General features: G+C 57.3%; 16 protein-coding genes. 2 read left to right on the top strand and 14 right to left on the bottom strand.

From position 1 onward, the window contains the following. Nucleotides 1-197 precede the first annotated feature (197 nt). On the bottom strand, nt 198-1634 hold the full coding sequence (gene rlmD, locus E4T21_RS07605; protein ID WP_149284426.1) for a 23S rRNA (uracil(1939)-C(5))-methyltransferase RlmD: 1437 nt from the start codon (nt 1632-1634) through the stop codon (nt 198-200). 1 nt (nt 1635) lies between these two features. Beyond that, complete coding sequence (gene cysM, locus E4T21_RS07600; protein ID WP_149284425.1) at nt 1636-2532, bottom strand: cysteine synthase CysM; 897 nt, start codon at nt 2530-2532, stop codon at nt 1636-1638. A gap of 214 nt (nt 2533-2746) precedes the next feature. Here cysM and E4T21_RS07595 point away from each other — a divergent pair, with 214 nt between their 5' ends. Then, nucleotides 2747-5503 carry an ATP-binding protein gene (locus tag E4T21_RS07595; RefSeq protein WP_240349324.1) on the top strand — a complete coding sequence of 919 codons (2757 nt, stop codon included), beginning with the start codon at nt 2747-2749 and terminating at the stop codon, nt 5501-5503. Between the two features lie 63 nt (nt 5504-5566). Here the strand turns inward: E4T21_RS07595 and acpS are convergent, their stop codons facing one another. From acpS to rpoE, 11 genes are all read right to left on the bottom strand, one after another. Then, entirely contained in the window at nt 5567-5980 is a 414-nt protein-coding gene (acpS, locus tag E4T21_RS07590; RefSeq protein ID WP_149284423.1) for a holo-ACP synthase, read from the bottom strand. 24 nt (nt 5981-6004) lie between these two features. Next, on the bottom strand, nt 6005-6802 hold the full coding sequence (pdxJ, locus tag E4T21_RS07585) for a pyridoxine 5'-phosphate synthase (RefSeq protein WP_149284422.1): 798 nt from the start codon (nt 6800-6802) through the stop codon (nt 6005-6007). A gap of 161 nt (nt 6803-6963) precedes the next feature. Continuing rightward, nucleotides 6964-7659, bottom strand: coding sequence for a DNA repair protein RecO (gene recO / locus E4T21_RS07580; protein ID WP_149284421.1), 696 nt, complete (start codon nt 7657-7659; stop codon nt 6964-6966). A 211-nt stretch (nt 7660-7870) separates the two neighbouring features. Beyond that, nucleotides 7871-8770, bottom strand: a complete 900-nt coding sequence (gene era, locus E4T21_RS07575) for a GTPase Era (RefSeq protein WP_149284420.1) — start codon at nt 8768-8770, stop codon at nt 7871-7873. Further along, nucleotides 8767-9456, bottom strand: a complete 690-nt coding sequence (gene rnc, locus E4T21_RS07570; RefSeq protein WP_149284419.1) for a ribonuclease III — start codon at nt 9454-9456, stop codon at nt 8767-8769. Before rnc ends, era begins: the two co-directional genes overlap by 4 nt. A gap of 70 nt (nt 9457-9526) precedes the next feature. Next, nucleotides 9527-10312, bottom strand: a complete 786-nt coding sequence (gene lepB, locus E4T21_RS07565; protein WP_149284418.1) for a signal peptidase I — start codon at nt 10310-10312, stop codon at nt 9527-9529. A gap of 11 nt (nt 10313-10323) precedes the next feature. Next, entirely contained in the window at nt 10324-12141 is a 1818-nt protein-coding gene (gene lepA, locus E4T21_RS07560) for a translation elongation factor 4 (protein ID WP_149284417.1), read from the bottom strand. A gap of 228 nt (nt 12142-12369) precedes the next feature. Beyond that, nucleotides 12370-13788: a DegQ family serine endoprotease gene (locus tag E4T21_RS07555; RefSeq protein WP_149284416.1), complete on the bottom strand. Its 1419-nt coding sequence runs from the start codon at nt 13786-13788 to the stop codon at nt 12370-12372. Nucleotides 13789-13966: 178 nt separating this feature from the next. After that, entirely contained in the window at nt 13967-15070 is a 1104-nt protein-coding gene (locus E4T21_RS07550) for a MucB/RseB C-terminal domain-containing protein (RefSeq protein ID WP_149284415.1), read from the bottom strand. 131 nt (nt 15071-15201) lie between these two features. Further along, on the bottom strand, nt 15202-15951 hold the full coding sequence (locus E4T21_RS07545) for a sigma-E factor negative regulatory protein (RefSeq protein ID WP_149284414.1): 750 nt from the start codon (nt 15949-15951) through the stop codon (nt 15202-15204). A gap of 337 nt (nt 15952-16288) precedes the next feature. Then, nucleotides 16289-16894, bottom strand: coding sequence for an RNA polymerase sigma factor RpoE (gene rpoE / locus E4T21_RS07540; protein WP_149284413.1), 606 nt, complete (start codon nt 16892-16894; stop codon nt 16289-16291). Between the two features lie 308 nt (nt 16895-17202). Between rpoE and E4T21_RS07535 the strand changes: the two genes are divergently transcribed. Next, nucleotides 17203-18276: a 3-deoxy-7-phosphoheptulonate synthase gene (locus tag E4T21_RS07535; protein ID WP_149284412.1), complete on the top strand. Its 1074-nt coding sequence runs from the start codon at nt 17203-17205 to the stop codon at nt 18274-18276. 68 nt (nt 18277-18344) lie between these two features. On the opposite strand, the gene dinG is transcribed toward E4T21_RS07535, so the two are convergent. Then, nucleotides 18345-20492 carry an ATP-dependent DNA helicase DinG gene (dinG, locus tag E4T21_RS07530; protein ID WP_149284411.1) on the bottom strand — a complete coding sequence of 716 codons (2148 nt, stop codon included), beginning with the start codon at nt 20490-20492 and terminating at the stop codon, nt 18345-18347. Nucleotides 20493-20530 lie beyond the last annotated feature (38 nt).

The raw sequence follows: 20530 nt of genomic DNA, 5'->3' as shown, positions 1-20530 counted from the left end.
CTCATTGCTTGCCCAGCGATTACTTGCACATATGACAAAGTGACAGGAATCTCATTCATCGGCGCTTCTCATTTGTCAGTGCTTCTCATTTATCAGTGCTATGGCAGCGTGCGTGATCTCCATACGCCTCTTATGTTTCCCTTCAATAACGTGACCACGTCGATGGTTCAGTCACGAACGCTTCAATCACCGACGACTCAATCACGAACAAACAGCAACATCGACTCCAGATGGGAGGTATGGACGAACATGTCAGCCATGGCGGCCCGTTCCAAGCGATAGCCTCCCTGCAACAAATGTGCCGAATCGCGTACCATCGTCGCCGGATCACAGGCGATATACAACACTTTGGAAACCGGACGCTCAGCAAGTACCTGGCACAAGGCTTCCGCGCCCTCCCGAGGAGGATCCAGCACTACGACATCTGCGGGCATCTCATCCAGCAGCTGTTTCACACTCACTGGGTCATGCAGGTTAGCCTGTCGTGCATGCACCTCGAGCTCGAGCCGACGTGCGTTGTCGTTCAGGCGAGCCACCATTTCCTGCTGCCCTTCCACGGCAGCCACTGTATAACCCGCCGCGGCCAGCGGCAGGCTGAAATTACCGACACCAGCAAACAGGTCGAGTAGAGATTGCCCACCATCCGGCTTTCCTAGCCATGCCACCGCTGTCTCGATCAAACACCGATTGACGCCATCATTCGCCTGGAAGAAGTCACCAGGCACGACCCTCAGCGTCAGATCCTGCGCCATTGATGGCACCTTGAGAGTCAGTGAAGGATCCACGTTTTCAGGCTCCAGCCACTTGAACTCTGGCGCATCACGGCCTACCCGCATGGCCAAGCGAACTCCCTGCTTCCTTGCCCATTGCTGCCAACTGGCCAGATCCTGCACATGCTGGCGCAACTGCCGCAACACTAGCGTGACGCCTTCCTCTGTATGAAGAAGCTCTATATGCCCTACATGGCGTGAAGCTTCCAGAGCAACCAGTTGCGTATATAGAGCAGGAAGCATGGCCGACAGTTCCGGCACCAGAGTGGTGCATGCATCCACCTCTGCCAGGCGACGGCTACGACGGGCTCGAAATCCCAGCTGCACTTCTCCATCCGCACCCACACGTACACTCAGGCGGGCACGACGGCGATACCCCACCGTTGCCGTCGACAGCACCTGTATCTCGCCTGGCAGTTCGATGCCCTGGCGGGACAGAAGATTGGCCAGTACCGCCACCTTGTGACGACGTTGGCCATCCAGAGCCAGGTGTTGGAGGTCACAACCTCCACAGCGATCCACATATGGGCATGGTGGTGTCACGCGCTGTGCAGCAGAAATCTGCACCTCTCGCACATGGGCCTCATCGAAGCGCTTCCGTGTGCGATGCACCGCCACCGTAACGTGCTCTCCAGGCAGTGCACCTTCGATGAACACTGTCTTGCCCTGCGAGGTACGCGCAATTCCACGTCCATCATGCGCCAGCGCAGTGACTTCCAGCACCTCTGTCGAGGAGACAGCAGCAGGCGTGCTTGTATCGTATGCCTGGTGCCTGCTGCCTGGCTCTGAGATTGAACGCTTCTGGGTCAGGCCGGAAGTACCTGACCGGGCTCTTGCAGGGCGCCGCTTTCCAAGTCCTGACACTTTACTGCTCCGGGGCAAACAGACCGGTGGACAAGTAGCGATCACCCCGGTCACAGACAATGAACGCTATCACGGCATTCTCCACTGTTTCCGCCACTCGCAGGGCGCCTGCTAGAGCACCTCCGGAAGAAACACCCGCCAGGATACCTTCCTCACGCGCCAGACGACGCATGTGCTCTTCTGCTTCCTGCTGACCAATATCGATCACTTGATCGACACGGGATGGATCAAAGATTTTCGGCAGGTAGGCTTCGGGCCAGCGCCGAATACCTGCAATACTTGCGCCATCTTCAGGCTGCAATCCGACGATCTGGATGCCGGCATTCTGCTCCTTGAGATAACGAGACACGCCCATGATCGTGCCGGTTGTGCCCATGGAACTGACGAAGTGGGTAATCGTGCCGTGGGTCTGCTGCCACAACTCAGGCCCAGTGGTACGATAATGCCCCAATGGATTGTCTGGATTGGAGAATTGATCCAACGCCTTGCCCTCGCCACGAGCAATCATGGTGTCGGCCAGGTCCCGGGCCTCTTCCATGCCTCCGTCCTTGCTCACCTCTATGAGCTCCGCACCATATGCAGCCATGGCCTGCTTGCGTTCTTCAGAGGCATTCTCCGGCATAATCAATATCATGCGGTACCCTTTCATAGCCGCTACCATGGCAAGGGCAATTCCGGTATTACCTGATGTCGCCTCGATCAATGTATCTCCTGGGGCAAGCTCGCCACGGGCTTCCGCTTCTGCAAACATGGACAGGGCGGGCCGGTCCTTCACGGAACCGGCAGGGTTATTGCCCTCCAGCTTGGCCAGCAGGACATTGTTGCGGCCCGCGGTAATACGCTTGAGACGAACAAGAGGCGTGTGGCCCACCACCTGATCGAGGGTCGGAAATTGCATGAATGCTTCCTTATGGAGGTATCTTTTGGCCATTATATCGGCGCCCATCCATACTGGACAGGCATCAGCTCATGCGCTGACATGAAGATAAGGTCTCAGGGCAACATGCCCTGAGCACCGTCCTGACACTTCATTGCGCCTTTATCCATGCAGGAATTCCGGCTCCCAGATGCTTTTCAGATCATTTTTCAGATCTACCTTGAGAACTCGCCTGATGCTGGCGTTGCTTGGCTTGCCTCTGTTGCTACTGACAGTGCTTGTCGGGTTGACCCTGCACCAAGGCAGTGAGCTACGTCACAAGGCCTTGCAGGATCAACTGACCACTGCCATAAGCCTGATCACACCGCAGCTCGGCAATGCACTGAGCATCAACGACAGCACCACCTTGCAGGCCGTGGCCAATAGCCTGATGGACGTTCAATCTGTGCGTGCATTACGCATCCAGAACTCGCAGGGATCGTTACTGGAGCTGGGTCGCCTGAGAGGCGAAGCATTAACGACTCGTCGCCCTGACGCGCCGCGTATCGAGCGCCATTATCGCCAATGGGTCGTCACTGCTCCCATTTCCCGGACTGATGATGCATGGCTGACACTTGATGTGGACGCCTCTCTGCTCCCTCTCGCAGCGTATAGTGACCTGGCACGCAGCGGCCTCATCCTGCTGGTTTCCGGACTACTGCTTTTCCTCATTGCCTATTCTCTGGGGCGACGTATCCTGCAGCCAGTCGATGACATACGGCGCTTGCTTGATCAGCTCAGTGCTGGCCGCACCCCATCTCATCTGCCATTGGATCAACCTCCGGAGCTGGCCGAACTAGCCGAGCGTGTCAACGCCTTGATCGATCATATGGCTGCCGCCCAGGAAGATCTGCAGAGCCAGATCGAGCACGCAACGCAAGAACTGCAGGAATCCATGGAGACCATTGAAGTCCAGAATATCGAACTGGACATCGCTCGCCGCCAAGCTGTCGAGGCCAATCAGGTAAAGTCCGAATTCTTGGCCAACATGAGCCACGAGATTCGAACGCCGCTCAATGGCATCATTGGCTTCTGCCGCCTGCTCGGGCGCTCGCCACTGGATCCACGCCAGCGTGAATGGCTCGACCAGGTACACCGGGCCTGCGACAACTTGCTGTCACTGGTCAATGATGTACTCGACTTTTCCAAGCTGGAAGCGGGTCGACTGGTGCTGGAACGCGTTCCTCTCGACATCCAGCTGTTGGTCGATGAAGTCCTCGGACTGCAGGCTCCTCTTGCCCAGCAAAAAGGCCTGCAGCTGCTTGGCCTGGTATACGACGATGTTCCGCCCGAACTCAATGGCGACCCCATGCGTATCCGCCAGGTTCTGACCAATCTGATCAACAATGCCATCAAGTTCACCGAACATGGCGAAGTCATTGTCCGAGTCATGGTGGAGGAATTCCATGACAATCAGGTCACCTTGCGCCTGAGTATCAGTGACACCGGCATCGGCTTGACGGAACACCAGCAACGCATACTGTTCCAGGCTTTTCATCAAGCCTCCGCCAGCCATCCTCGACGCTTTGGTGGAACCGGCTTGGGACTAACCATCTCACGCCAGCTGGTCGAGCAAATGGGGGGCACCATTGGCGTCGACAGCACACCTGAGCACGGCTCCACCTTCTATTTCACGCTGTCCCTGCACGGCAACCCCAATCGGGAGCGGCCGGCAGAACTCGATCTCCAGGGAACAGCCATCTATGTCGAGGAGCCCCACGGACCGACGCGCCGTTCTCTGCTGCATCTGCTTGAGCGTTGGCAAGTTCATACTGTGAAGACGCCACAGCATGCACTCCTTGCCCTGGAGGCCATTGACCAGACCGATATCGAGGGTGAGCATCTACAGCGCCTGAGAGAAAAGCTTTCCTTGCGCCGCTTTCCTACCATCCTGCTGTTGAATGGAGGCTTGCCCGACATGGCCAGCCTTGCACTGCCTGCTGATGCCACGATCATCTCGAAACCTATCTCACGACAGTTCCTGGCCCAGGTCGTGCAGCAGAGCCTGGGAGTCAAGGCAGAAATTCCATCGCCTGCCCCATCGCCGGGTTCAGCGGTGAACCCAGCGATGGGAATGATCAATGAAACTGCGCTCTATAGACCGGCTGCTGAAACGCTTCTTCCTCAGGCTATCCCGACAACACCGCCTGCTCATGCAACGACTCGTCTGCTGGTGGTCGATGACAGTGAAACCAACCGCCTGCTGCTCAAGGAACTGCTTGAAGGGCCTGGTCGCGAGATCACCATGACGCACAGTGGCGAAGGCGCCCTGGCCCTGGCACAAGAGCAAGACTTCGACCTGGTACTGATGGATATTCGCATGGAAGGCATGGATGGCCTGGAGACCACCCAGGCACTACGCCGCATCAACGCTCAGTGGCGCCAGTGCCCCATCATTGCAGTAACCGCCCATGTACTGGAAGACGAACACCGTGAACTTCTGACCAATGGCATGGATGAAGTCCTGATAAAACCGCTGGATACCACCATGCTCGATCAGTTGCTGCAAAAATGGCTGGGTATACAGATCACCGACAAGACACCCCATGCACCTGCGCCCTCCATGTCCGCTGAAGATGAGCTGGCGACGGTCGATCTGACCCTGGGTATTCGCCTCGCGGGTGGGCGCGAAGGGTTGGCCCGCCAATTGATCGAACAGTTGACCGCTTCGCTGACAGACACACAGGCAGCTGTCGATGATGCCATGTCTCGCGCAGACGAGGAGGCGCTTCTCGATGCCATCCACGCACTGAACGGGGCTTGTCGCTATTGCGGGGTGCCGCGCCTGGGGCTTCTGGTGGAAACGCTGGAGACCCGCCTGCGTTCCCGCGGCATTGAGGGCATTCGCCCCATGCTGGGGAGTCTGACAGAAGCCATGAACGATCTGCGCCAATGGCAGGCAGAACACGGGGAAGGAGGCGTCGAGGCCTCACTGAGAGAACCCAGTAGCTGATGGCCATGTTCGCCGCCAGGTCCGTACATGGAATATCCATTCAGCGGACCTGGCGGCATTTACCTAGACAGCATTTCCTTCGCAATGCTCGCGATGAAGCTCTCCTTCCAGGACAACAAACGCCACGGCCACATCATGTTCATCGCTGAGGCTCAGGTGCATCCGCGTCACTCCGAGGTTTTCCGCCAAACCCGCGGCCTCGCCACTCAGCATCAGGGAAGGCCGCCCCAAAGCATCGTTGACGACCTGGATGTCAGTCCAGCGCATTCCTTCACGCAGGCCAGTGCCTAGCGCCTTGACGAATGCTTCCTTGGCCGCAAAACGCTTGGCCAGAAACGCTGCCGGAGCCACATGCTGGGCAAATCGCTGTGCTTCATGGGGGCCCAGCACTCGAGCGGCAAAACGGTCGCCATGGCGACGCATTGCCGCTTCAAAACGCTCGACCCGGGCTATATCGGTTCCAATGCCCAGAATCACGCGCTCACTCCCTCTGGTGGACATTCAGTCATGGTGATCATGATCATGAGCGTGTTCAAACTCGTCGATGGCAGCGACCAGGCCGGCTTCATAGCCCGCGATCATCAGCCGCTTCATCTCGGACACAGCCTCCTTGAGGCCAACAAACAAGGCACGAGCGATGATGGCATGGCCGATATTCAACTCATTCAGCCCGGGAATGGCCGCAATGGCTTCCACATTGTGATAGTGCAGACCATGCCCGGCATTGACAATGATTCCCAGCTCCACTGCCATTTCCGCAGCAGCGATCAGGCGTTGGTATTCCTTGGCAGCCAGTTCCTTTGATTCGGCATCGGCAAAGGCCCCCGTATGCAACTCGATGACAGGAGCCCCGGCACGCAATGCAGCCTCAATCTGCTCTGGATCAGGATCGATGAACAGGGAAACTTCACTCCCCGCCTCAGCCAGGCGCTTGCATGCTGCACTCACCACATCGAAATTCCCCACCACATCGAGACCGCCCTCGGTGGTCAGTTCCTCTCGCTTCTCTGGCACCAGGCACACATGTGCTGGGCACACTTCTTCAGCAAGGCGGAGCATTTCCTCTGTGACGGCCATTTCCAGGTTCATGCGAGTATTCAAGACCTCGGCCAGAATACGCACATCGCGCTCTTGAATATGCCGGCGATCTTCACGCAGGTGCACGGTAATGCCGTCGGCACCAGCTTCCTCGGCCAACAATGCTGCCTGAACTGGATCCGGATAGCGGGTACCACGGGCCTGACGCAGGGTGGCGATATGGTCGATGTTAACGCCAAGCAGCATTCGAGGAGGATGCATCGTCAATCTCCATCTGGGGATAGTGAGCACTCATGCCTGGCATATCGCCATTGAGCACTTATGCCGGAAGAAAAGAGGTTTATCATAACACTGGTGCGGGTCGTGCTTAACCTCAACCCAGGCTGTTCTCAACCCCGCTCAGGGCTGTTCCCAAAAACCGCTCAGGGCTGTCGTCGACGCTCGACCAGACTCTGCATCAAGGCTCTGGAGCGCAATGGCCGATCACCCAACAATGGGGCGAGTGCTGCACGGGTGATGATCTTGGCAGCTCCTGCCAAGCCAGGTTCTCCCCAATCACAGTGAGCCAGCAAGCGCAGGGTTCGCCCATCCATGCCTTCTGCTGCAGGCGTGAAGCCACGGCTATGAGGCTCATAGCGGTAACGTGCCTGAGGGTCCAGTGTGGTTCCTCCCGGAGTCGTAAAGCGCGGAGCAGCATCCAGTGCATCCAGCAACGCCACTTCCAGACGCCGCAAGGCCGGAGCCCGAGAAGCCGGCACCGTAAGCTCGGTCATCGCAGCCGTATAAAAAGCAAACACATCGGCTACCGGCAGCTCCATGGGTAACAGACGAGTCAGCAGTTCGTTGGCATACAAGCCGCACAACAATCCTTCTCCGACCAGCATGGCCGCGGCACCTCGGGACTCGATCAGGCGCAAGCGCTTCAGTTCACGCTCCCCTTGCCATGTCATATGCAAGGGCGCAAATGGTTGCATCTGGCTGCGTGAACGACTGCCCGGACGCTGAACACCTTGAGCCACGGCTCGTATCCGCCCGTGGTTCAAGGTCAGGATGTCCACCAGGGCACTGGTTTCCCGATAGGGTCGCTTGTGCAGCAGATAGGCCGGCTGTGGCTGCATGGGAAGTGGCGCTGTAAGTTGGCGGGGAGGAGAGGAAAACAGAGACTGCTGACAAACTACTGTGCTCGGCCATGCGGTGTTAACATCCACCTCAAAATGCTCATTTACACCTTGTAAACTGCGCTTTCTCGGCGGATTTTCCTTGCCTGACCATCGCTCGTGACCTTTGTCAGCAGCCTCACACTGATGAAATCAGTGTTTCCTTAACGGCTTAGTCGAGGTCGTAACCCAGGCTTTTCAGAGCCCGCTCGTCATCGGACCAGCCACGCTTGACCTTGACCCACAGATTGAGCATGACCTTCTTGTCCAGAGAACGCTCCATGTCGATGCGAGCCTCTCGGCCGATGCTCTTGATGCGCTCGCCATTCTCACCAATGAGAATCTTCTTCTGCCCCTGACGCTCGACCAGAATCAGAGCACTGATGTGCACGACCTTGGGCGTATCACGAAACTCCTCAACTTCTACGGTCATCTGATACGGCAGCTCATCGCCAAGCTGGCGCATGACTTTCTCGCGAACCATCTCAGCGGCAAGAAAGCGCTGACTCTTGTCGGTGATCTGGTCCTCAGGGAAGTAATGAATACTTTCCGGAAGGTGCCTGGCGATTTCAGCTTCCAGTTCGGGGACATTGGTGCCGTGCTTGGCGGAAATCGGCACCACGGCAGCAAATTCGCGCCGCGCCCCCACCTCTTGCAACCAGGGCAACAAGCTGGCCTTGTCCTGCAGGCGATCCACCTTGTTCACCGCCAGGATCACTGGGGCATCGACATGTTCAAGACGCTGCAGAACCACCTGGTCTTCATCTGACCAGCGGGTGCGGTCGATGATGAACACGACACAGTCCACATCACGCAAGGCCTGTACGGCAGCCTGGTTCATGAAGCGGTTGATCGCCTTGTTGCGGTCCTTGGCCAGAATATGGATACCCGGAGTATCCACGTAGACAAACTGGGCATCGCCTTCAGTCTTGATCCCCATGACCTGATGTCGTGTCGTCTGGGGTCGACGTGAAGTAATTGAAATTTTCTGCCCCAGAATACGGTTCATCAGCGTTGACTTGCCGACATTGGGGCGACCAACGATGGCAACGAAGCCACAGGTCTGGGTCATGCACTGACTCCCTTGGGGTCGAGCAGGGCCAAGGCACGCTCGGCTGCCTGCTGTTCTGCGTGGCGACGGCTGGAGCCGCTACCAATAGTATGCTTGTCGAGCACCTCCACGTGGCATTCCACAGTGAAGGTCTGGGCATGCGCCTCTCCCTCCACCGAAGTCACTTCATAACGCGGGAGTGGTGCTTGACGCGATTGCAAGAATTCCTGAAGGCGCGTCTTGGGGTCCTTCTGGGACTCCTTGAGATTGATGTTGCCAAGGCGCTCGGCAAACCACGCCAGTACACGGGCTCGAGCCACATCCATACCGGCATCCAGATAAATGGCCCCGATCACCGCTTCAACGGCATCCGCCAGGATGGACTCACGGCGATGGCCCCCGCTTTTCATTTCACCAGAGCCAAGCCGCAGGCATTCACCAACTCTCATCTCGCGCGCCAGCTCAGCCAAGGTCTGCCCTTTGACCAAACGAGCACGCAAGCGGGAAAGCTGGCCTTCACGCGCCTCGGGAAAACGTTGGAACAGAGCTTCAGCGATGACAAAGTTCACAATCGAGTCACCGAGAAACTCCAGACGTTCATTGTTGCGACCACCGTAGCTACGATGGGTCATTGCCAACTCCAGGAGTCCAGAATCCTTGAACTCATGGCCGATACGGTGGCTAAAAGCGGTCAGGGGATTGCTCACGACGCTCCTGCTCATTCATTGTTGAAATTGAGGCCAGTGGCCTTTGGGCCCGGCTTCATCGCGATACACCTCAACGAATCAGGCGCACGCTGGAGAAACTCGGAATAAAGCCTTCCCAATGCATCCATACAGCGAAGGCCTTGCCCACGACATTTTCCTCCGGAACGAAGCCCCAATAACGACTGTCCTTGGAGTTGTCTCGGTTATCCCCCATGGCAAAATAGCTGCCTTCGGGCACTACAACATCACGTACCTGCGGGCTGAAGGCCCCACGAGTATTGTAGATCTGATGGTCGTGTTCTCCCAGTTGCTCACGCAACAGGACATTTCCGGGAGCAGCCTCGGGAGACGCATCTACCTGAGTCTTGTGCACCGGCTCGCCATTGATGTAGAGCTGTTTGCCGAGATAACTGACATGATCACCAGGCACTGCCACGATACGCTTGATATAGTCGACAGATGGATCCTGCGGATAGCGGAACACCACGACATCACCGCGCTCAGGTTCTCCTAGGTCGAGTATCTTGGTGTTGACCACCGGCAAGCGCAGACCGTAGGAAAACTTGTTGACCAGGATGAAGTCCCCTACTTCCAGGGTTGGGCGCATTGACTCAGAAGGAATCTGGAACGGCTCGACAATGAAGCTACGCACGACCAGTACCACCAGCAACACTGGAAAGAAGGAGCGCGCATAGTCGATCGGCCAGGGGTCCTTGTGCGGCTTCGCTGCAGAAACACCATCACCATCAGCCCCGGCGGTCGCCGCAGCATTACGTGGCCGCCACCAAACCACCCCCACCAGCCAGACCAGGCCCGTGACCGCCACCGCGATCACCAACATCAGGGAAAAATCCATATACGTCCTTCCTAGTCATTCACCTTGAGCACAGCAAGGAAGGCATCCTGGGGGATTTCCACCCGGCCGACCTGCTTCATCCGTTTCTTACCTGCCTTCTGCTTCTCCAGCAGTTTCTTCTTGCGGGTCACGTCACCACCGTAACACTTGGCTGTCACGTTCTTGCGCAGCGCCTTTACGGTGGAGCGGGCCACGACTTGACCACCGATAGCTGCTTGAATTGCCACGTCGAACATCTGGCGTGGAATCAATTCCTTCATCTTCTCCACCAACACCCGGCCACGGGAGTGAGCATGGTCGCGATGAATGATGACAGCCAGCGCATCGACCCGGTCGCCATTGATAAGCACATCGAGACGTACGAGCTTGGCGGCCTCGAAACGCTCGAAGTTGTAATCCAGGGAAGCATATCCCTTGGAGATGGACTTGAGACGATCGAAGAAGTCCATCACCACTTCACTCATCGGCAGCTCATAGGTCAGTTGGATCTGACTACCGAGGAATTGCATGTCCTTCTGAGTTCCGCGGCGGTTTTCGCATTCGGCAATCACATTACCGACGAATTCCTGAGGCACCAGAATGCTGGCTCGAACAATGGGTTCACGCATTTCCTCCACATCGGCCATGTCTGGCAGTTTGGATGGGTTGGAAACATAGCGCTCTTCACCATTCTTCATGGCCAGCTCGTAGACCACCGTCGGTGCAGTGGTCAGCAGGTCGATATCGTACTCACGCTCCAGACGCTCCTGCACGATCTCCATGTGCAGGGTGCCAAGGAAACCAACACGAAAACCAAAGCCAAGGGCATCGGAATTTTCCGGTTCATAATCCAGGGAAGCATCATTGAGCGCCAGCTTGGCCAGTGCATCACGAAAGTCTTCGTAATCATCGGCACTGACCGGGAACATGCCGGCATAGACCTGCGGCTTGACCTTCAGGAACCCCGGCAGGCGCTTCACCTCCGGCGTCTTGGCATGCGTGATCGTATCGCCCACTGGTGCACCATGGATATCCTTGATACCCGCGACCACGAAGCCAACCTCTCCGGCGCGCAGGATATTGGTTTCCTTGCGCAGCGGAGTGAAGATGCCAATTTCATTGGCTTGCCAGTCGCGCCCGGTGGACAGAATGCGAATCTTGTCGCCTTTCTTCAGCGTGCCATCGAACACCCGTACCAGGGATACCACCCCCAGGTAATTATCGAACCATGAGTCGATGATCAGTGCCTGCAACGGTGCTTCCTTGTCTCCCTTGGGAGGCGGAATGTCACGCACCAAGCGCTCAAGCAACTCATTGATACCCAAACCGCTCTTGGCCGAAACCTGGCAGGCATCAGTGGCATCGAGACCGATGATTTCCTCGATCTCGTGGCTGACCTTTTCCGGATCCGCCTGCGGTAGGTCCATCTTGTTGAGCACCGGCAACACTTCAAGGCCCTGCTCAATGGCGGTATAGCAATTGGCCACGGACTGCGCCTCGACACCTTGAGCGGCATCCACCACCAGCAGCGCCCCTTCACAGGCATACAAGGAGCGCGAGACTTCGTAGGAAAAGTCCACATGCCCAGGGGTGTCAATGAAATTCAGCTGGTAGATTTCACCATCAGCCGCCTGGTAATCCAGCGTCACCGACTGAGCCTTGATGGTAATGCCACGTTCGCGCTCAAGGTCCATGGAGTCCAGGACCTGCTCCTTGAGTTCACGCTCGCTCAGGCCACCACAGCTCTGAATCAATCGATCAGAGAGCGTCGACTTGCCATGATCGATGTGCGCGATAATGGAGAAGTTGCGTATATTGTTGATTACCTTGCGGTTATCAGCTTGTGACATGCACTGTATTTCCGTCATATGAACGCGCCGGACGGCGAAGGGTTCGCGGTTGAAGAAAGCGAAATTTCGGCGACGCGCAAAGAAAGTTGGCGATATTGTACCGGCATCCCCCTGTCAACGCACCCCGAGCCGACATGAGAGCACTGAACTGCTACAAACAACAGCGCCCGGACCATAGAGAAATGGTCTCGGGCGCTGCAGAACATTGCGGAAAAATGGCGAGAAAACTTATTCGTCGCCCAGTCTCAGGGCAACGAACAAGGAGCTGCCATCGCGATAGATGCGCACCGGTACTGCGCGGTCGCTGGGCAGCTTGGACACGATCTCACTCAACTGACGGCCACTTTCAACGGCCTGCTGATCGACGCTGACGATGATGTCTCCAGGACGAATGCCAGACTCGGCAGCAACACCGCGAGGATCCACATCAGCCACCAGAACACCAGCGTCTACGCCATAACGTTCCAGTTCGTCATCGCTCAGGGATTGCACCGCCACCCCCAGGCGAGCAGGAGAGGTCTGGCCACCATGCCCACTGCTGTCACCACCGCTCAGCTCATCAGGCCAATCACCCACCGTGACCGTCTGGGTCAGCGTCTTGCCATCTCGCATCACCTTGAGCTCGACGTCCTGGTCCGGTTTGACCTGGCCAATCAGGCGCGGCAGAGAACTGGAACGATCAACGGCTTCACCGTTCACTGACAGCACGATATCACCGGCCTTCAGGCCATCTTTGGCTGCTGGCCCTTCTGGATCCAGGTCGGCAATCAATGCACCTTCAGGCTTGTCCATGCCAAAGGACTCAGCCAGATCACGAGACACGGGCTGAATCATGACGCCCAGCCAGCCACGCGTTACATGTCCTTCAGTGCGTAACTGATCAGCCACGTCCATTGCCACGTTGATAGGAATGGCAAAGGATAACCCCATGAAGCCACCGCTACGGGTAAAGATCTGAGAGTTGATACCGACGACTTCACCATCGAGATTGAACAATGGCCCCCCCGAGTTGCCTGGGTTGATAGCCACATCAGTCTGAATGAAAGGCACATAGGCATCACGAGGCAATGTGCGGTTGATGGCAGAAATGATTCCTGCTGTCACTGAATGATCAAAGCCAAATGGTGAACCAATGGCAGCTACCCATTCCCCCACTTTGAGATCCTCGGAATCCCCCAGTTTCAGCGTTGGCAAATCGCGAGCATTGACCTTGAGTACAGCCACATCCGTCTTCTTGTCTTCGCCCACCAGCTCAGCCTTCAGATCACGGCGATCATTCAAGCGCACAGTGATTTCGTCGGCCCCATCGACCACATGGGCATTAGTCATGATGTAGCCATCCTCGTCAATGACGAAGCCCGAACCCAGGGACTGGAGCTCTTCGGTATGCCCTCCCCCCGGGGGAACGGGGAAACGGTCACCAAAGAAATGGCGGAAAATCTCAGGCACGTCCTGGCCACCGAAATTACCAAAAGGTGTACGATAACTCTCTGCTGTTCGTGTTGTTGAAATATTGACCACTCCAGGGGCTGCATCTTCCACTAATTGAGTAAAATCCGGAAGTTCCCTAGCCATGCTGTTCTGGGCGAAAACCAGCCCGACAGCAAGTGCCGTCCACATGGAAAGACTGCGAGTCAGAGGCTTCATTCAGGGCTCCTGCTTAGCACTATATGCGATGAATACGATGAACTGACTAAAACAAGATAGCTACAACACAGAGGCTGCATTATCAATTACCACCCAAGCCTGAAAAGGTTCATTGATCCGGAAATAAATTTTCAATTCTGGATACTCATCGCCGGCTTCATGACAACAATCAACGATCTCATGATGACGACCTCCCTTCCAGTGCATCCTGACGGCTAGAGGAATCCTGGCTAAGACCATTACGGGAAGCCTTACGAGAATACTCAAGACTATCGGCCACTCGCACCAGGATTTCAGGGGGCAACTCCCCCACCACGACTACCTGCATCTGAGCATCGCCCTCTTCCAGATGCTTCACCGCCGCATAGCTGGCTCCTAGCTGGTGCACTCCAGGCCGCAAGCCGCCATCTTCAGGCACGGGTTCGACAAAGAGGCTGATCGTCACCAGGCCATCACTATAGAAACGATGCTGTCGCGACACTCCCTCCACTCCGACCATGGACATCAGAGGCTGGGCAACAAACCCCGGAGGCAACCAGCTTGGCTTCCAGCTAGGTTCTGCACTGGAAACAGGCTGTCGCAAGCGCACCTCTCCGTCATATAGCTCTGGTGGTGTCAGCTCCACCAGCTGGTAGGTTTCCAGCGGCCTACCCTGCTCATCCAGCAATACTCTCTTGAGCACCAGGCCGGTGGCCTGATCAAGCCATAAATGATAGCCATAGCGCATATCGTCAGCAGGTCGCATCAGCAACCTGAGCGCTGTTCGATTGGCAATGCGCTCCTGACCGTCGAACTGAAAGCGATATAACTTCCCAAGATGGGCAGCCAGGGCTTCCGGCGATGCCGGAGCCGCTGCGTCACCCGACTCGCTCAGTTGAAAACGTGCAGTGCCACCTTCCCGCACCAATGATCGGCTCGGGCCATCGAGGATGTGCAGACGATCACGCTCGACACCATCGCGGATATCCCTGGAAAGAGAAAGACTGACCACATTCGGGCCACTGATACGCACGGCCCGTGCCTCATACACATAACAGTGAGCGGCCCAGATGCTACGCTCGAACCATTGCACAGGTGTATGCGCCGACGGAGCATCATTCAACGCACGACAATCGAAGACACTCTGCACTCCGGGCACAGTTGCCCCTGAGTCGGTGCGGGAAGAAGCATTAGTGGGATTTTCAACATCAGCCCCCAGAGCGGGAGCTGCGGCATAGCATAGGCCAAATAGAGAGACGGCCGACACTACCAATAGTGCACGACCAGACCCGAAGAAAGGCATGGAGCCTCCTCAGAACCCTCGGTATGTCAACAGGCTAAAGCATCGCTGCTCTCAGCGAGAGCCCTCAGCAGAGCCATACCATTCAGCACACAAGAGCGGGCGCACAAGAGTGCGCCCTTGCTCAGACCAACTCAGCGCGGTTCATGCACTTCGCGCAACATTGGCATCCAGTTGTCGGCACCGCTGAAAGCCGCGCCCTGAGCATGACGCTCAAGATATGACTGCAGCAACCGTGCTTGAGCCTGCGCCTGCTCTCCACGCATTGACTGTTGCACAGATGGCGCAAGGAACATCGGTGAAGCACCTACCGTCATCAGCCCACTGGAAGCCTGACCCGCTGCTCCATTGTTGAACAATGGCAGCTCTGCCAATGACGGCATGGCGGTAGAGCCATTCGAAGCTGCAACGGGTGCCGCGGCATCGTTGGCTGCCGAGGTGCTGGCCATATCAAGGCCATCACCGCCGGATGTTCCCGAGGACGCAACGCCTTCTATACCCGCCCCGGGATCATTCAGGGAGCCGTTGTAGAACTGCACGCCACTGATGACCATCAACGACACAGCAGCGGCAATGCCAGCGCCACGCGCGAAGCTCATGCCTCCCCTCGCTCGGGCAGCCGCATGATGCTGGTCGTCGGCAAGACCTGCTTCACCGAAGGGGGCTGGCTCCTGCTCAATACGAGCCATGACACCGGCAGAGATATCAATTCCAGGGTGGCCTTCAGTCTCGCGACGCAGGGCGGAGCGCGCCAGGTGATAGCGTCGCCAGCGCTGGGCGGCACCACTGTCACTTTCCAGAGACTTGAGAACTCGGCGCAACTCGAGCTCATCACCCTCATTATCCATCAGGGCTGAAAGCGATTCCCGTGCGTTCAGACTCATTCTTCACACCTCATATCGACGAAATGCTGCGCTTGATCCGTTAACCTGTCTACAAGACCATAAGCTACAGGACCATCAGCCACAGACCCATCACTGCCAACTGATCTATCAACCATTGAAGAGCTATCAACCATTGAAGACATATCACCTGCAAATCCAACGGCCACAAGTTCACCCGTCATGGACCAGGGAACGTTAGATCCCGCGTTGGCCCTTGTGGATCGGTCACTGAATAAGACGCTCGATCATCGAAACAGTTCATCCCAATTTGAAAAAAATGGGGACTTTCATCCCTCATCCTGTCACAACCCGTGAAATCCAGCGAATTCGCCACCTTCTATTCCGGCACCGATTCCGCATTGCGCGACGTGGTGACCAGCGGCTGGATGTGCTGATCCACAGCCTCCCGAGCCCGGAAAATACGCGAGCGCACGGTCCCTACCGGGCAGTCCATGATCTGAGCAATATCTTCATAGGAGAGGCCATCCAGCTCGCGCAGGGTGATGGCCGTACGCAGATCATCGGGAAGGTTCTCGATCGCTTCGAACACGGCCTCTTCCAGCTGGTCCCTGGCAATGGCGGCTTCCGGTGTCTCGATATCGGATAGTCGGCCACTCATGTCAATGATCTCTGCGTCATTGATGTCCAGATCACTTCCCGGCGGACGCCGCCCCCTGGATACCAGGTGATTCTTGGCCGTATTGATGGCAATACGATACATCCAGGTGTAGAAGGCGCTTTCGGCACGAAACTTGCCCAAGGCACGATATGCCTTGATGAACGCTTCCTGAGCGACATCCTGTACTTCTGCATGATCGCTGATATAGCGGCCGATCAGGCCGAGAATCTTGTGCTGATATTTCTTCACCAACAGGTCGAAAGCGCGTGTATCCCCTTTCTGGGCGCGCTCCACCAGTTGCTGATCAGTTTCTTTAGTTGTCATGCAACTCCTCCCCGCGTGAGCCGGGATGGAAGCGCCGGACCACGGGCCGGGGCGATATTGCGTCTGCCAACCATTGTCTGCATTCGAATCATGGAGCTCGTCATGGCAAAAGGCCCAAGTGTTGCTGTTTCCTGCGTTCGCATCAAGAGCCCTGTACCAGCCCGTTCATTGCCGCGATGGGACACGTTTTCATTACGATAGTTCCTCCATGGCACAGAATGACAATTGAATTTGGCCTTTCCCAAAGGGATAGTAAGCGGAATACAATAGCGCATCAGCGCTGACACGATACACACAAGGTAACCTCAATGTCCGACCAGCAGGTGAACAACCTCAATGTCCTGTCCCAGGACGTTCTCATCACGCCCGACCAGCTCAAGAAGGAAGTTCCTCTCTCGGCAGAAGCCGAGGCCACGGTACTCAAGGGCCGCGAGACCATCCAGAACATTCTCGATGGCAAGGATCCGCGCTTGTTGATGGTCGTGGGTCCTTGTTCCATCCACGATGTAGACGCCGCCCTTGACTATGCTCGCCGCCTGCGCCGCCTGGCCGACGAGGTCAAGGATACGCTGTACATCGTCATGCGCGTCTACTTTGAAAAGCCGCGCACCACGGTGGGCTGGAAGGGGCTGATCAACGATCCCCACCTCAACGGCTCCTTCGAGATCGAAGAAGGCCTGCATATTGCCCGCCGCTTGCTGGTCGAACTTTCCGAGCTTGGCCTGCCGTTGGCTACCGAGGCCCTGGACCCCATCTCTCCGCAGTATCTGCAGGATTGTATCAGTTGGTCGGCCATCGGTGCCCGCACTACGGAATCCCAGACACACCGTGAGATGTCCTCCGGCCTCTCCTGCCCAGTCGGCTTCAAGAATGGTACCGACGGTAGCCTGGATGTGGCGGTCAATGCACTACAGTCCGTAGCACATCCACACAATTTCCTTGGTATCGACCACAAAGGCCAGGTCGCGATCATCCGTACACGTGGCAATGCCTATGCGCACGTGGTATTGCGCGGAGGCAATGGCAAGCCCAACTATGACAGCGTCAGTGTGGCGCTAGCCGAGCAGGAACTGAAGAAGGCAGGCATCAAGCCCAACCTCATGATCGACTGCTCCCACGCCAACTCCAACAAGGATGCCGCGCTACAACCCCTGGTACTGGAAAACGCCACACACCAGATTCTCGATGGCAATCGCTCCATCATTGGCCTGATGGTCGAGTCCAATATCGGCTGGGGAAGCCAGAAGATTCTCGAAGACCATTCCAAGATGGCCTACGGTGTTTCCGTCACGGACGCCTGTATCGACTGGGATACCACGGTCGATGCCTTGCGCAGCATGCACGAACGACTGCTGCCGGTTCTCTCCAAACGGATTGCCTGACCTGCATCGCCGCCCCTGGGCGGCGAGCAGCAGCATGATATCCTGCGCCCGCCGCCAAGGCGGGCGTTTCACATGGCCTGCCTGACCCCGTCGATTTCCCGCACAAAAGGCGGCAGAGCATCCAGCAGAGCTCCCCCGTAGCGGCGTGTCAGTACACGACGATCGAGCAAGGTGATGCGCCCTTCATCGGCCTCCTTGCGGATCAAGCGACCGCAGGCCTGCACCAGCTTCACCGATGCATCCGGAACGCTGATACGCATGAAAGGATTGCCTCCCTGGCTCTCGATCCACTCGGCAAGGGTCGCACCTACCGGGTCGTCAGGCACGGCAAACGGCAAACGCGTGATCACTACATGCGTCAAGTACTTGCCTGGTAGATCGATACCTTCAGCAAAGCTGGCCAGGCCAAATAGAATACTGCCCTCGCCAGCATCTATCCGGGCCCGATGCCGCTCCACCAGCTCGCGCTTGGGCAGCCGGTCCTGTGCCAGCACTTGATCACGTCGCTCGCGAGACAGTGCCTTCTCTACCGCCCTCAACTGCGCACGAGAGGAGAACAGCACCAAGACGGCCTCGTCGGTCCCGATGGCCTCGACAAAATCGACAATGGCCTGTTCGTGCCCTTCTCGGTCAGCAGGATCCCGCGCTTCCTGGGGAACACTCAGGACTGCGCGGGAATAATCGAATGGGCTGGGCAAACGCTGGTAGCGATAACGGTTGGCCAATCCCGCACGTTCCTGCAGGCGCTCGAAGCGCCCCAGAGCGGTCAAAGTGGCCGAAGTGACCACTGCCCCATAGCAGCGCCCCCACAGTGAGCTGGCAAGAGTGTGGGCTGCGGAGACCGGGCTGGCTGAAAATGCCAGCTCTGACTCACCTTGATAACACTCCAGACTGAGCCAGCGCGCCCAAGGCGGCTCATTTGCCGGATCCTGCTTGGCATAGGCCTCCCACAACGCATGGGCTTCCAAGGCACGGCCATGCAGCAGCGCCAACAAGGGCAACCAGGCCTCGGCCTGCTCCTTGGCCAGACCAGTCCCCTTTTCAGGATCCAGACTCTCGCGCAGGATATCGGTCATGTTTTCCAGACTGCGACACAGCTCGGCAAACATCGTCACCAGGCCATCGGCATGCTGTCGGAGCCCCTCCGGCACCCGCCCCATCTCAAAGCGGTACACGGCATGCTCTTCATCATCCGTCAGGCCATGCGGCCGTTCGGCCAACTGATGCCCCAGCGCAAATGCCTCACCCAGGCGCGGCTCCAGCGCTTCAATCATGCCTGGTAGCGTCGCCAGCAGCCGTCCCAGGGTCGGCTGCACGCCAAGCGCCGTATTGAGCTCCGTCAGCGACCCTTTGAGATTGCGCAGCCAGCGCAAGGTCCCACCAACACTGAAGCGATGGGTAAAGTGCTGGATCGCCTTGTCAGCAAGGTGGTGGCCTTCATCGAACACATAGATGCATTCAGCAGGATCCGGCAATACCCGACCACCGCCAAGCGCCAGATCAGCCAGCACCAGGTCGTGGTTGGCAACGATCACGTCGGCCTCATCGAGTCCGCGCCGGGCGCGAAAGAAAGCACAGGCACCGAAATGCCCGCAGCGCCGATTGGTGCACTGGCGATGGTCGACCGTCAGGCGCCGCCAATGGGCATCGTCGATGGAGGCATCCCAGCTGTCGCGATCGCCTTCCCAACGCCCATTGCCATAGGCTTCGCCCATGGCCTTGACCAAGGCCTTGAAGTCGTCCCCATGAGCCGCATCGAGGCTTTGCTCGAACAAGGACAGCGTCGGATTCTCCTCTCCTCCGTCCATGGCCTGATCAAGCTTGGCCACACAGATATAGCGCCCACGCCCCTTGGCCAGGGAAAAGTGGAAAGACAGCCCGCTATGGGCCTGCAAGGAAGGAAGATCCTTGTGCAGCACCTGCTCCTGCAAGGCGACGGTTGCCGTGGCCAGCACCAGACGCTTGCCCCGCGCCTGAGCCACAGGCAGCGCCGAAAGCAGATAGGCCAGCGTCTTGCCTGTCCCGGTACCCGCTTCCAGTACGCAGACATGCTCGTCACTGACGCGCTTTCCGGCATCATCGCTCTCGATGTTGGCCAGGGTGCGTGAAATTTCTGCAATCATCAGCCGCTGACCGTAGCGCGGCGTCAGGTCGAGGCCGTCCAGCATGCGCCGGTAGGCGCTCTGGATATCGCTCTTGAGGGTTTCGTCAAGCATTTTCGTCCAGCATGGGCGTCCCGGTCACAGGGCGACGA

Origin of the sequence: Halomonas binhaiensis, from assembly GCF_008329985.2 — a bacterium.
GTDB classification, from domain to species: domain Bacteria; phylum Pseudomonadota; class Gammaproteobacteria; order Pseudomonadales; family Halomonadaceae; genus Halomonas; species Halomonas binhaiensis.
The sequence above is the reverse complement of the archived record's forward strand: the minus strand, read 5'-3'. Positions and strand labels throughout refer to the sequence as shown.